We start from the raw sequence: 12,921 nt of genomic DNA, 5'->3' as shown, positions 1-12,921 counted from the left end.
GCTTAGTCTCCTGAGACGGTTACGTTGTGATCGACGGAAGTCGTAACGACAACCGGCGTGGGAGCGTTGCCGATCTGCACCAGCGGCGTATGGCCTTCCGGCTTCCACTCGTTCAGGATCTTCATCGCGTCATCGTCCTTGTACAGCGAAGGGAACATGTACTTCTTCGCCGTGATCAGGAAGCCCTTCAGCGAGCCGAAGTTGTAATCGACTGCAGACGCCTCATGACCAGAATGCACCATGCAGTTAGCGCAACGCGGGTTGCCGCTCTTTGCGCCGTACTCTTCCCACGCAGTCTCGTCGAGCATCTCCTGGAAGGTATCTGCGTAGCCATCCTGCAGTAGGTAGCAGGGTTTCTGCCAACCGAAGATTGAGTAGGTCGGCATGCCCCATGGCGTGCACTCGAAGTTCTGCTTACCCATGAGGTATTCAGAGAACAGAGGATGCGTATTGAACTCCCAGTTCTTATGACGGTTCGAAAGAATGGCGCGGAACAGGCGACGCGACTTGGCCTTGCCGAGAAAGTGGTTCTGGTCCGGAGCCTTGTCATAGGTATAACCAGGCGAAACCATCATGCTCTCGACGCCGGCATCCATCAACTGGTCGAAGTGGCGACGCACCGAGTTGGGATCGGCGCCATCGAACAACGTGGTGTTCGTGGTCACGCGGAAGCCTGCAGCCACAGCCGCGCGAACGCCTTCCATCGCAATGTCATAACCACCTTCGCGGCAGACTGCGAAGTCGTGATGCTCACGCTCACCATCGACATGCACGGAGAAGCTGAGATACTTCGATGGCGTGAAAAGGTGAAGTTTCTCCTTCAGAAGCAGCGCATTCGTACACATGTAAACGTACTTCTTGCGCGCGACCAGTCCAGCCACAATCTCCGGCATATCCGGATGCAGCAACGGCTCACCGCCAGGAATGGAAACCATCGGAGCGCCGCACTCTTCGGCTGCCTTCCAGCACTGCTCAGGAGTAAGCTGCGCCTTCAGGATATGAGCCGGATACTGGATCTTGCCGCAGCCTGCGCACGCCAGGTTGCAGCGAAAGAGCGGCTCGAGCATCATCACCAGAGGATAGCGCTTCCGGCCCGAAAGCTTCTGCTTCAGGACGTATGTAGCTACGGTGAACATCTGTGAGACTGGAACTGCCATACTGAAAACTCCTTCGTTGATACTTCAGCCCTTCGGGCTCAAACTACGGAAAGGTCTGTGATCGAACTGACGAGCCAAAGCTCGCTTTGGTGAAATTTATTCTTCGCGCGGGCCGCGCTCTATAGCCTTGCGATAAGTAGTTAGCGCGAGCAACGGGAAGTAATGTTTATACAAGTGATATCCAAGATAGAAGACTGTCGGAAAACCGGTACCGGTGTAATAGCTCTCACCGTTGCGACCCGGAGCTAACTCATCCCAGCTGCCATCTTCATGCTGGCGCTCAATCAACCAACGAATGCCTTTTGCAACGGAATCCGAACGCGTATCGTTGGCAGCCAATAAACCGAGTAGAGCCCACGCGGTCTGCGATGGAGTCGATGGACCGACGCCGCGCTTGGACGGATCGTCGTAGGTACCGCACGACTCGCCCCAGCCACCATCGGAGTTCTGCATCATGCGAATCCACTCAGCGGCCTGCTGTACAGCAGGCTCAAGGTAGCTGAACTCCATCGCTTCCAGAGCACGCAGTACCAGGAACGTTCCGTACAGATAATTCACACCCCAGCGACCGAACCAGGCACCGTCTGGCTCCTGCTCTTTCAGGATGAACTGCACGGCTTTCTCAACGCGTTTATCGCGGCGGGTGTAGCCGTAGGCCGCAAGCATCTCCAGGATGCGGCCAGTGATGTCCACGGTCGGCGGATCAATCATCGCGTTGTGATCGGCGAATGGAATCGACTCGAAAACCTTCTTCGTGTTGTCCTTATCAAACGAGGCCCAGCCACCGTTCTTGCACTGCATCGCAAACAGCCAGTCGATCGCCCGCTGCGACACCTCATGCTGATAGCGCTCACGAGGATTGTCTACCGCCTTCAGCGCCAACAGCACTTCGGCAGTGTCGTCGCAGTCCGGCTGATGGTCGTTGTTGAAGAAGAAGCACCAGCAGCTCGCGTCGATGTTCTTGACGTTGTGCGACCAGTCCCCTTGATAGCGGATCTCTTTCGACAGAAGCCAGTCGGCTGACTTCACCATGCGGGGATCCGTCCTGGAGACGTTCGCTTCGCCCAGTGTCGACAGCACCTGCGCGGTGTCCCAAACAGGCGACAGGCAGGGCTGCATGCGGAAGGTAGGCGTCGGATAGTCGGCGGTCCCGTTCGGGCAGTCGATGCCGAGCTTTTCAAACTCGTCCATCGCGCGTATGACCTGCGGATCGTCGGCCGTGTAACCGAGGCAGTTCAATGCAACGATCGCATTCAGCATCGCGGGATAGATCGCACCCAGTCCGTCAGACTTTTCAAAGTGCTCCAGCATCCAGCGTTCGGCCTTCTTCAGCGCCTTCTTGCGCAATGGACGGAGATGCACACGTTCTGCCCAGTGGGCGAGACGGTCAGTGAACAGGAAGAAGTTCTTCCACGAGAAAATATGCTTTCGGTCCCAGGCAAGATGCAGATTTGCAGCATTGCGACCACCGACGAAGAGCTCATCGATTTGCTGCTCCGGCGCAAGCTTCCGGAACGGCTTATTCGCATAAATGATCGAAAGCGGCACCAGAATCGCGCGCGACCAGGCGCTGATCTCGTAAATATTGAAGTAGAACCAGTCTGGAAAAAGAACGATCTCCGGCGGAACTGCAGGGACAGCATCGTAATCGTACTGCCCCATCGAGCAGAGATACATCTTCGTGAAGGTATTGCAGGCCACCACACCGCCGAGCGAGAGCACATTCTCGCGAGCGCGCACCAGAATCGGGTCGTCGGCCTTATAGCCCATAAGCTTCAGCGCGAGATAGCACTTCACGCCATAGTTCACGTTGGAAGGGCCACCCGGATACAGGCTCCAGCCTCCATCTTCGTTTTGATGACGAAGAATCTCGTTGGCGCAACGCTCGAGTTTGCCCGCATCACCCGTGCCCAGCAGCTTATGGACATAGATGTAATCGGCCTCAAGCATCGAGTCGGCCTCAAGCTCGCCGCACCAGTAACCCTCTTCGTGCTGCTGGCCGAAGATCCAGTTCACCGACTTCGTGATGCCTTCGGTGACTTTGTCCATCGCCAGATCAAGGCGACCGAACCGTGGCTGCTTGGTACCCTCAGGCACCGTAGCTCCCGAATTGATTGGCAATGTGCTCATGCTTGACTGCTCGTACCCGTTCGTCTGTTGCGTGATGTGTTTACGATTGGATGAAGCTACAGCAAAGCAACTTCAGAAAAATTTCATGTATGGCTAGACCGTTGCAGCGACAGGCAGCTTTGGAGCTGCAGCGATCGCCTGAACAATCTCGGGGGGCAGACCGAAGCGTACATTCTCCGGCATCACCTCAACCTCTTCGACGGAGCCATATCCCTTGTCCTGCAGATACGCCACGACCTCCTGCACCAGGATTTCGGGAGCCGACGCACCGGCGGTGATCGCCACCGTCGAAACGCCTTCAAGCCAGACCGGCTGAATGTCTTCAGCCTTATCGATTAGGTAAGAGTTCGTGCCCAGATTCTGCGAGACCTCAACCAGGCGATTCGAGTTCGAACTATTGCGCGAACCGACTACTAGGACCAGATCAGCGCCGTGAGCCACATTCTTTACCGCAGTCTGGCGGTTCTCGGTTGCATAGCAGATGTCCTGCGCATGCGGTCCGACGATGTTCGGGAACTTCTTCTTTAGCGCCTCGATCATGTAGCGCGCCTCGTCCAGCGAGAGCGTGGTCTGCGTCAGGTAGGCGACCTTGTTCGGGTCCGGCACCACCAAAGCGGCTACTTCTTCTACCGTCGAAACAACCTGGGTCACATCCGGAGCCTCACCCTGGGTACCCTCGACCTCTTCGTGATCACGATGGCCTACCAGCACAAGCGAATAACCCTGCTTGGCAAACTTGATCGCCTCAACGTGGACCTTGGTGACCAGCGGGCAGGTCGCGTCGATGACTTTGAGACCACGGCTCTTGGCGTTTTCACGCACAGCTGGAGAAACGCCATGCGCGGAGTAAATCACGCGAGCGCCGGACGGAACTTCGTCCAGTTCGTTGACGAAAATTGCTCCCTTGCCAGCAAGGTCGTTGACAACGTAGCTGTTATGGACAATCTCCTTGCGCACATAAATCGGCGCGCCAAATGTGTCGAGGGCGATCTCAACGATATCGACCGCGCGCACCACGCCAGCGCAGAAGCCACGCGGCTTAAGCAGCATGACGCGCTTGTCAGTTGAATTAACGGAGGGGGTCGTAGCGACGGGGTCTGCGGTCGGAAGGCTCACGTCCCAAGTATACCGCGTTTCCTACCCATAAGGCACGGTTTTGAACCGGGACTGGTGCAAAACCGGGGGTACCGAAGGCTATCAAGGTGATACCTGACGGCCTTTCAAGCTGCCTTCCGCAGCAACCGATCTAAACGCTTTGCTTGAGCATCTGCTCGGCATGCCGCAATGAAGTCTCGGTAAGATTCGCTCCGGAGAGCATTCTGGCAATCTCCGCGGTACGCTCATCCGTTTTCATCAGGCGAACACCAGTCTGTGTGCGACCGCTTTTTTCCTGCTTCTCAATCAAAAAATGCTGGTCCGCAAAAGCTGCAATCTGCGGCAGATGCGTGATGCAGATGACCTGCTGCGCACGCGAAAGAGTTCTCAGCTTCTGGCCGACAGCCTCCGCCGCCCGTCCGCCAATACCAATGTCGATCTCGTCGAAGACCAGCGTACGCGGCAGCGGTAGGCCGCGCTTCTTCGCATGAACGGCAACTCCCTCTTCCACCGACACCTTCAGCGCCAGCATCACACGCGACATCTCGCCACCGGAGGCGATCTCCGTCAGTGGCTTTACCGGCTCTCCAGGATTGGTGGCAATGCGGCACTCTACGCGGTCCCAGCCATGAACCGTCCACGCGGACTCATCCTCGCTGGGCTTGATGTCTATCTGAAACCGCGCCTGCATCGCAAGATCATTGATCTGCTTCTCTGCCGTCTCCGAAAGCTTCTCCCCAGCCTTCTTGCGCTCGGTCGTCACCTTGCGAGCAGCCACAATGTACTTCGCCGCAGCAATGGTCAGATCTTTCTCCAGCTCGACCAGACGCGCATCGCGGTTCTGCAGGTCCGACAACTTCTGCGCTGCGTCCGCACCAAACGCAATCACCTCGGCCAGCGTCTTGCCATACTTACGCTTCAGCCGATCCAGGGCGGCGAGACGATCTTCAATCTCTGCCAGCCGCTCAGGCGAAGCCGTCACCTCTCCAGCAAACGCTCGCAGCGTGGAAGCGGCATCTTCAACGGAGGCCTTCGCAGAGGCAAGCTGCTGCGCCGTCTCCACAAACTTCGGATCGAAACGTGCAAGGTCTTCCACGTGCTTCAGTGCGGATCCCAGCAGCGACTCAGCCGAAACCTCCGCCTCATACAACAGCTCCTGCGCGGCGTTCGCTCCGGTGAAGAGACGCTCCGCATTGGCAAGAATCCGCTTCTCCGTCTCAAGCTGGCTATCTTCTTCGCTATCGACGATGGCTGCAGACTCGATCTCCTTCGACTGGAAGCTCCACAGGTCAATCAGCTTCAAGCGGTCGTCCTCCGCGTTGCGAAGTTCTTCGATCTGCGTTCGTAGCCCCCGCCACTTCGCAAAGTGCGTAGCCACATCCGTAGTCTGAATATCCCCGAAGCGGTCCACCAGCAACCGTTGCTGCTCCGCATCGAACGCCACCAGCGTCTCCGACTGCGCATGGACCAGCGCTAGTTCCGGAGCCAACTGTCGCAGCACCGCCACAGTCGCTGGCTGATTATTTACAAACACTCTTCCCTTGCCCGACGAGCCAATCTCGCGGCGGATGAGGATCTCGTCACCCTCAGCATCGATCCCGTTGCGCTCAAGGATCTCCTCGGCTCCTGGCGTCGTCTCGAAGACGCATCCAAGAACAGCCTTCTCCGCGCCGAATCGCACCATATCGCTGGAGGCCTTGCTTCCTAGCAAAATAACAAGGGCATCGATCAAAATCGACTTGCCAGCGCCGGTTTCGCCCGTAAGCAGGTTCAGGCCCGGGCCAAAGACGGCCACCGCGTGGTCGATCACCGCATAGTTTTCTGCGCGAAGCTCCAGAAGCATCGGGAAGTGTCTCTCGTTTCAACGAGAGAATAGCAGGCTACGCTCTGGAGAACGAAAGGCAAAGTTGCATCTAACCCGGTGCATCGTTACTCGTACCACAAAGGGTTCCGATCAAGACACGCTACGAAACCCGACGTTACACTGCTGAGAGACGCTATGACCCTGCTTGCCTTCGCACTCCTCCTCCAAGACGCAACCTCCGCCACGGTCGACCCCTCGCTAGGGCCCGCACCGGCAGCCTCCAACGGCAGCGCCCTCACCGAGATGATCCATAACAGCGGCCCTGTCGCGCTCGCTGTTCTCGGCATTCTGCTCGCGGCCAGCATCTTCTCCTGGGCCATCATGCTTTCAAAATGGCGTGCCTTTGGTGCTGCAGAAAAAAAGAGCAGGAGCTTCCTCCGTGCCTTCCGCAAATCGGGGCGGCTGAGCGAGATTTCGACGGTCGCCGACCAGTACAAGCCCAGCCCGCTCGTCACCGTCTTCAACGAGATCAACGATGAGTACCAGCGCCAGAGCGGCGGTCGCGGTATTCCCGCGAATCCCTCCGCAATGGAGCGCGCCGCTCTCACCGCCTCCAGCGAAGCCCTCACGCTGATGGAGAGCCGCATCACCTGGCTCGCAACCATCGCGCAATCAGCTACCTACGTCGGCCTCTTCGGCACCGTCATGGGCATCGTCGACGCCTTCCATGGCCTCGGCACCGCTGGCGCCGCCACGCTCCGCGCCGTCGCTCCCGGCATCTCTGAAGCGCTGATCACTACCGCTGCTGGCCTCGTCGTCGCCGTGCCTGCACTCGTTGGCTACAACCAGCTCACCGCCCGCCTGCGAGACTTCGCCTCCCGCATGGATGACTTCGGTCGCGAGCTGCTGAACGCCATTGAGAACGCAGCCATGTTCCAGCCCAAAGACTCCGCAGCCGCAGCAGAAGAGGCGCGGCGGAGGTCCCTCTAACCATGGCATTCTCCGCCAAAGGGCGCACGCAGACGGCCCTCGCCGACATCAACATCACGCCGCTGGTCGACGTTGTGCTGGTGCTGCTGCTCATCTTCATGCTCACCGCACCGGTACTGCAGAGCGGCATCGTCGTCGCCGTCCCGCAGACGCGCACCGTCGCGCAGCTTACCGAAGAGCACATGGTCGTCACCATTGACAAGGATCAGAACGTCTTCCTGCAGGACAAGCAGGTAAACATTCACGATCTCTCCGGTCTGCTCGCAAACAATCCCAAGGAAACCAAGCGCGTCGTCTACGTCCGCGCCGACCAGAAGGTTCCCTTCGGCGCATTCGCCTCGGTGATGGATGCGGTCAAGCAGGCAGGCATCACCAACATCAGCATCGTCACGCAGCCGTTGGAGAAGTAATCGGTAGATGAGCACCTACTCCAACACGAACGATCAGGACTTCGACCGGCTGGGTCGCGGCTTCACCTTCGCTATCGGCCTGCACATCGCTGCCGCTGCCGCGATCGTCGGCTGGGCCCTCGTCAGCCACATCCACGGCCCACGTTGGGGAGAAAGCGCACAGCAAAGCGGCTCCATCCAGGCGAACCTCGTCTCCGCCATTCCCTTGCCCCCGAAGGCTCCGCCTGTCGACAAGGCCGTTCTCGCTTCTGAAGACGTCACAAACGTTCCTGCCCCGCAGCCGAAGGTGACGACCCAGCCTCCGCCCAAGCCGGATGATGTCCTCATCAAGGGCAAGACGCCGGACAAAGCGCAGCCCAAACCCACTACCGTCACAGCTCCCAAACATCCTCAACCCACGCCGGATACACCAAAGGCCAACAGCGGCGACTCCGCCACCCAGCTTCCACAGACCACCGCTCCGCTGAAGAACGGAACCGCGACCATCACCGCCGAAGACAAGGTCTTCGGCACTCGTTACGCGTACTATCTCCGGCTTGTCGGCCAGCTGGTCAACCAGAACTACAGTCCGCCGGTCGGATCTCAGGCGAAAAGCGTCACCATCGTTTTTGACATCCAACGAGATGGAACGGTGAACAACCTGCGCATCGACAAAGCCAGCGGCTACAGCCCACTCGATCTCGCAGCCAGGCGCGCTGTGGAGAGCGTCGAAAGCTTCGGCCCGCTGCCCTCAGGCGATCACATCACCATCCAGTACAAATTCGACGCACACTAGTATCTGCCGTGGTGCTCCAAACGAAGCGAATCCACCGGACGTGTGTTTAGGATTTAGAAGAAGGCTAAAGGAATGATGAAAACATCTTACGGACAAAAGACATCGATCGTCGCGGGTATCCTGCTCTCCGCCCTGGTAGCCTCCAAGGCCCACGCGCAGGACTGGTACCAGCTGGAGACCAACAAGGGTGCGGCAGAGCGCATTCGCATCGCGACGGCAGACTTCAAGCCTATGAGCTCTGATCCATCCGTCGGTGAAGACAAGCACGTCTTCGATGCCACCCTTTACTCCGATCTTGCCTCTGCGGGCATCTTCGATGTCGTCTCCAAGAGTCAGAACCCGCAGGCACTGCCCAGCAATCAGTCTGACGTTCATCTCGCAGACTGGGCTGCAGCGCCTGCCAGCGCCTCCATGGTCGCCTTCGGCAATCTTTCCGTGCAGGGTGGCCGCATTGTCGTGAACGGCTTCCTCGACGACGCGAAGAACACGCAGTACCCGCAGGTCTTCACCAAGCTTTACAACGAAGAAGCCAGCTCCGACAGTGCTCGCCAGATTGCACACCGCTTCGCCGACGAGATCATCACGCGCCTCGGCGGTGTCCCCGGTATCGCTGAATCGAAGATCTTCTATGTGAAGAAGGACGGCGCGAACAAAGAGATCTGGGCGATGGACTATGACGGCGCGAACCAGCACGCCATCACCCACCTCGGCGCCATCTCCATCTCTCCGCGCGTCTCGCCCGACAACTCGCGCATCGCTTTCAGCTCGCTCGACAAAAATGGCTTCCAGATCAGGATGTACTCCCTGCTGCTCGGTCGCCTCGTCAACTACTCCTCGGTTGGAGGAACGAACGTATCCCCCGCCTGGGCACCCAGCGGCCAGCAACTCGCCTTCTCCAGCTCACGTACCGGCGACCCCGAGATCTGGATCTCCGATCCGCAGGGCAGCCTTTCGCACCGCATCACCTCATTCGTCGGCCCGGACGTCTCGCCTACTTGGAATCCCAAGACCGGCGCACAGATCGCCTGGATCAGTGGTCGGAGCGGCCTCCCACAGCTCTACATCATGGACGCAGACGGGTCCGGCGTCGCCCGCATGACCGATGGCGGTTACGCTACCTCGCCCTCCTGGTCGCCCAATGGCCAGTTCATCGCCTTCGCATGGGACCGCAAGTACGGCCCGGGCGCTCCCGGTGGGCAGGACATCTACGTGATGGAGGTCGCCACGAAGCGCTGGATTCAGCTCACCCACGAGATCGGTCGTTGTGACTTCCCCTCCTGGTCACCCGACGGTCGTCACATCGTCTTTGCCAACGATCCCGACGGTGCCGCTGCCCACACACGCATCATGACCATGCTTGCCGACGGCACCCAGCGCCGTGCCCTCTCCGGAGCCGGTACCGATATGCCTAACTGGAGCTGGAAATAGGATAAACGCTGTATAATCAGTATTGTATCGCCATCCGATACAATACTGCAGATAACACCCTGTCAAAGAGCTGCATCGTAAACTGAATAGATACAACAAAGGAATATCAGGGAGTGAGAGAGAACGCTATGACTATGGACGCGAATCGGGTATCGGTGAAAGGCCAGGCTTCGGGCCAGTCTCGGCTTTGGAAGAACGCAGCGCTGGCACTGAGCCTTGGCATGTTGATGGCAACCGGATGCCATAAGAAGAACTCAGCTCCGCCACCCTCCGCCCTGGCTCCCAGTGACAGCGGCATCGCTCCAACGGCAACGATCAGCGCCGATCCCCTGTCCATCGATCTCGGTCAGTCGGTCGTGCTGAACTGGCGCACCACGAACGCGAGCAGCGTCTCGATCGACGGTATAGGCAGTGTGCCTGTCAACGGTACGCAGACTGTTTCGCCTTCCGCCTCGACCAACTTCCACCTCGTTGCCAAGGGTGACGGCGGCACCACGGACGCCAGCGTCCGCGTCACCGTCCGCGTGCCCTCCATGCCCAGCGTTCCTTCGGGCGAAGGCGACATGGGCAGCGACTCGATCTTCCACTCGCACGTGCAGGATGTTTTCTTCGACTATGACAGCTTCACGCTCCGTGCCGACGCTCAAACCTCGATTGCACAGGCTGCGCAATACCTGAACGCCAACCCGAACATCAAGATCCTCATCGGTGGCTACTGCGATGACCGTGGTTCAGCTGAGTTCAACATCACCCTCGGCGAAAACCGCGCAAACTCCGCGAAGCAGGGCTTGGTCGCAGCCGGCGTCAACGCCAGCCGCATCCGCGTCGTCAGCTACGGCAAGGAACGCCAGTTCTGCACCGACGAGAACGAAGCCTGCTGGCAGCAGAACCGCCGCGATCAGTTCTCCATCGATCGCTAAGTCTGGCGAATGCCAAAATGGCCGTAGCGCGCTACCTTCATCGGTAAGCGCACTACGGCCATAAGCTTTGTTACGGCGCTCAGTTTCGCAGCACCTTCACAAGCGCTTGCAGTACCCTTTCAGTAGTACTGATGTCCGAGGAGCCCTTTATGTCCCGCTCGCCTTTCCGCCTTCTCACCATTCGCTGTCTTGCCGTTGCTCTGCTCATCGCAGCATTCGCCACTCCTAAGGCCCACGCCGTCAGCAAGGAGATGATCCAGCTGCAGACCCAGATGCAGCAGCTGCAGGACGCCGTCGCGCGACTTCAGCAGTCCAACGACGAGCGCATGGGCGCCATGAAGGACCTGCTATTGCAGACAGCCGATAGCGTGAACAAGATGTCCGTCGAGATGAACGGCATGAAGTTGAGCATGCAGAACCAGCAGGAGGCCATGGGCGCGAAGAGTGACCAGGTCTCCGGACAGGTGCAGTCACTCAACGACACTCTAGACGAGTTGAAGGCACGCATGGCTCGGATGGAGAAGATGCTCAGCGATGTGCAGGGTCAGCAGCAGTCCGCCGCTGCCATCCTCAACAACCTCCCTGCTGGCGGCGGAGGTGGCAACGCTATCCCCACTCCGGCTCCGGCCACCTCAGCCCCCATCTCGCGCGACCCTGGCGGCAACAGCCCGCCGCAGGATCCTGCGGCCTCAGACCCGCAGCCAGCAGCTGCGCCTTCGGCTCCCCCTGTAGCCGACATGTATCGCACGGCCTACAGCGACTACATGTCCGCCAAATATCCTCTCGCAACCTCCGAGTTCATGGATCTCACCAAGGCTTACCCGGATGACAATCTCTCCGGCAACGCTTACTTCTACCTCGGGGAAATCGCTATGCGCTCACAGAAGCCGACGCTCGCGGTAAAGGACTACGATCACCTGCTAGAGCGCTACCCAGACAACACCAAGATCCCCGCCGCCCATCTTCACAAGGCCGAGGCTATGATCTCGATGAAGCAGACTGATGGCGGCGTGCGCGAGCTGCGCGCTCTCATCCAGCGCTTCCCCAACTCTCCCGAAGCAGTACAGGCCCGCCAGCGCCTGACTTCGCTTCACGTCCCCGCTCACTAATCCGCGCTTCCGCTCGAAACACAAAAGACCCAAGGCGTAGGCCTTGGGTCTTTTCCGTGCCTGAACTAGTTGCGCAGACCTGCGAGTACACGTTCGATCTGCGCACGAGCAGCTGCATCCAGCGGTAGCCGCGGCAAACGCGGTACGCCGCCATAATAGCCGTTCCAATCGCAGCCGTACTTGATGCCAGCAATTCCAAGCTGCGCAATCAGAGCGTCCGCCTCGACCAACCGCTCCTGCTTCAGCTCCGAAAGCCGTGGATCACCATCCTTGAACGCAGCGAACGCCTCGTACACGCCCTGCGGTGTGCACGTAGCCAGTTCCGGCATGGCCCCTGCCACACCCGCCGCCAGCAGAGAGGTCATATTCGTCGCAGTCCCCGCCGCCATGATCTGGAAGCCGACAGACTTCGTGCGCGTTTTGATAGCTGGCTTAGGAGGAGCCACCGCAACGGCCAAACCGCCTGCGAGCGAATCCGCAGATACAAAGCTGCCGCCCGCCTCGACCTCAACCTTCAACATCCTGCGTGTCACCGGAGCAAAGATCGTCGTCACCGTCACCTCGCGCTTTACGTCGGCAGTCGCAGCAACAATCTCTTGATAGCGTTCGACCGTCAACTCCGCGTCATACAGTCCGATAATGTTCGTATGCTTCGCCAGCTCAGCGATCGCACTCACCGGCAGCGAACGTCCCTCTTCACTCAGCAACAGCACAGGCAAAGAAGCACCATCCGCAACCGTTCGCAGATAGAGCTCCTTCATAGCAATATCGTCGGCCGCAATCGACCCCGGCACGCGCACAAGCAAAGCATCGAAGCCCGCAGCGTCTGCCTGCTCGGCCAGCAGCAACGCCGCATGAACGCTCTCGCGATCAATCGAAGCGATTAGCACCTTCTCCTTCGCCGCGAACTCCCCCACCGATTGCAGCGACTCAAACGCCTCCGCATCGGTCAGCATCGCGCCTTCGCTCGCCAGAGCCACTAACCCCGCGACAGGCGTCAGTGAGTAGCGCGCCACATTGTGCTCCAGCTTGCGCAGATAGCTGCGCCCATCGCGGTAAAACGGCGAACTCAGCGGTACATGGATTCCATCGATCAGCATCGT

General features: G+C 59.0%; 11 protein-coding genes. 6 read left to right on the top strand and 5 right to left on the bottom strand.

The annotated features are described in order from the left end of the window. Positions 1–2: 2 nt before the first annotated feature. From hpnH to recN, 4 genes are all read right to left on the bottom strand, one after another. Positions 3–1,157, bottom strand: a complete 1,155-nt coding sequence (hpnH, locus tag OHL14_RS02800; protein ID WP_263377787.1) for an adenosyl-hopene transferase HpnH — start codon at positions 1,155–1,157, stop codon at positions 3–5. Positions 1,158–1,253: 96 nt separating this feature from the next. Continuing rightward, entirely contained in the window at positions 1,254–3,287 is a 2,034-nt protein-coding gene (gene shc / locus OHL14_RS02795; RefSeq protein ID WP_263377786.1) for a squalene--hopene cyclase, read from the bottom strand. A gap of 93 nt (positions 3,288–3,380) precedes the next feature. Beyond that, positions 3,381–4,403, bottom strand: coding sequence for a 4-hydroxy-3-methylbut-2-enyl diphosphate reductase (locus OHL14_RS02790; protein ID WP_263377785.1), 1,023 nt, complete (start codon positions 4,401–4,403; stop codon positions 3,381–3,383). A 130-nt stretch (positions 4,404–4,533) separates the two neighbouring features. Next, the gene (recN, locus tag OHL14_RS02785) at positions 4,534–6,225 is read right to left on the bottom strand and encodes a DNA repair protein RecN (protein WP_263377784.1); all 1,692 of its coding nucleotides are present in this window, start codon (positions 6,223–6,225) and stop codon (positions 4,534–4,536) included. A gap of 156 nt (positions 6,226–6,381) precedes the next feature. Between recN and OHL14_RS02780 the strand changes: the two genes are divergently transcribed. The 6 genes from OHL14_RS02780 to OHL14_RS02755 all read left to right on the top strand — a co-directional run bounded on the left by OHL14_RS02780 (position 6,382) and on the right by OHL14_RS02755 (position 11,818). Continuing rightward, positions 6,382–7,176, top strand: coding sequence for a MotA/TolQ/ExbB proton channel family protein (locus OHL14_RS02780; protein ID WP_263377783.1), 795 nt, complete (start codon positions 6,382–6,384; stop codon positions 7,174–7,176). A 2-nt stretch (positions 7,177–7,178) separates the two neighbouring features. Beyond that, positions 7,179–7,586, top strand: coding sequence for an ExbD/TolR family protein (locus OHL14_RS02775; RefSeq protein WP_263377782.1), 408 nt, complete (start codon positions 7,179–7,181; stop codon positions 7,584–7,586). 7 nt (positions 7,587–7,593) lie between these two features. Further along, positions 7,594–8,361 (top strand): TonB family protein, encoded by a 768-nt coding sequence (locus OHL14_RS02770; RefSeq protein ID WP_263377781.1) that lies wholly within the window; start codon positions 7,594–7,596, stop codon positions 8,359–8,361. A gap of 72 nt (positions 8,362–8,433) precedes the next feature. Next, positions 8,434–9,789, top strand: a complete 1,356-nt coding sequence (gene tolB, locus OHL14_RS02765; RefSeq protein WP_263377780.1) for a Tol-Pal system beta propeller repeat protein TolB — start codon at positions 8,434–8,436, stop codon at positions 9,787–9,789. 113 nt (positions 9,790–9,902) lie between these two features. Then, entirely contained in the window at positions 9,903–10,709 is an 807-nt protein-coding gene (locus OHL14_RS02760; protein WP_263377779.1) for an OmpA family protein, read from the top strand. 149 nt (positions 10,710–10,858) lie between these two features. Further along, positions 10,859–11,818 carry a tetratricopeptide repeat protein gene (locus tag OHL14_RS02755; protein WP_263377778.1) on the top strand — a complete coding sequence of 320 codons (960 nt, stop codon included), beginning with the start codon at positions 10,859–10,861 and terminating at the stop codon, positions 11,816–11,818. A gap of 65 nt (positions 11,819–11,883) precedes the next feature. Here OHL14_RS02755 and OHL14_RS02750 read toward each other — a convergent pair whose 3' ends face one another. Then, positions 11,884–12,918 (bottom strand): dihydrodipicolinate synthase family protein, encoded by a 1,035-nt coding sequence (locus tag OHL14_RS02750; RefSeq protein ID WP_263377777.1) that lies wholly within the window; start codon positions 12,916–12,918, stop codon positions 11,884–11,886. Between the last annotated feature and the right edge of the window lie 3 nt (positions 12,919–12,921).

The sequence above is a fragment of the Granulicella paludicola genome (genome assembly GCF_025685545.1).
Lineage (GTDB): Bacteria > Acidobacteriota > Terriglobia > Terriglobales > Acidobacteriaceae > Granulicella > Granulicella paludicola.
Note: the sequence above shows the minus strand (reverse complement) of the source record. Positions and strands in the feature narration are given on the sequence as shown.

What these genes read in the sequence shown, in the direction of transcription:
- OHL14_RS02775 (WP_263377782.1), top strand. Translation starts at nt 7,179, where the DNA reads ATGGCATTCTCCGCCAAAGGGCGCACGCAGACGGCCCTCGCCGACATC.
- OHL14_RS02750 (WP_263377777.1), bottom strand. Translation starts at nt 12,918, where the DNA reads ATGCTGATCGATGGAATCCATGTACCGCTGAGTTCGCCGTTTTACCGC.
- shc (WP_263377786.1), bottom strand. Translation starts at nt 3,287, where the DNA reads ATGAGCACATTGCCAATCAATTCGGGAGCTACGGTGCCTGAGGGTACC.
- OHL14_RS02780 (WP_263377783.1), top strand. Translation starts at nt 6,382, where the DNA reads ATGACCCTGCTTGCCTTCGCACTCCTCCTCCAAGACGCAACCTCCGCC.
- OHL14_RS02770 (WP_263377781.1), top strand. Translation starts at nt 7,594, where the DNA reads ATGAGCACCTACTCCAACACGAACGATCAGGACTTCGACCGGCTGGGT.
- tolB (WP_263377780.1), top strand. Translation starts at nt 8,434, where the DNA reads ATGATGAAAACATCTTACGGACAAAAGACATCGATCGTCGCGGGTATC.
- recN (WP_263377784.1), bottom strand. Translation starts at nt 6,225, where the DNA reads ATGCTTCTGGAGCTTCGCGCAGAAAACTATGCGGTGATCGACCACGCG.
- OHL14_RS02755 (WP_263377778.1), top strand. Translation starts at nt 10,859, where the DNA reads ATGTCCCGCTCGCCTTTCCGCCTTCTCACCATTCGCTGTCTTGCCGTT.
- hpnH (WP_263377787.1), bottom strand. Translation starts at nt 1,157, where the DNA reads ATGGCAGTTCCAGTCTCACAGATGTTCACCGTAGCTACATACGTCCTG.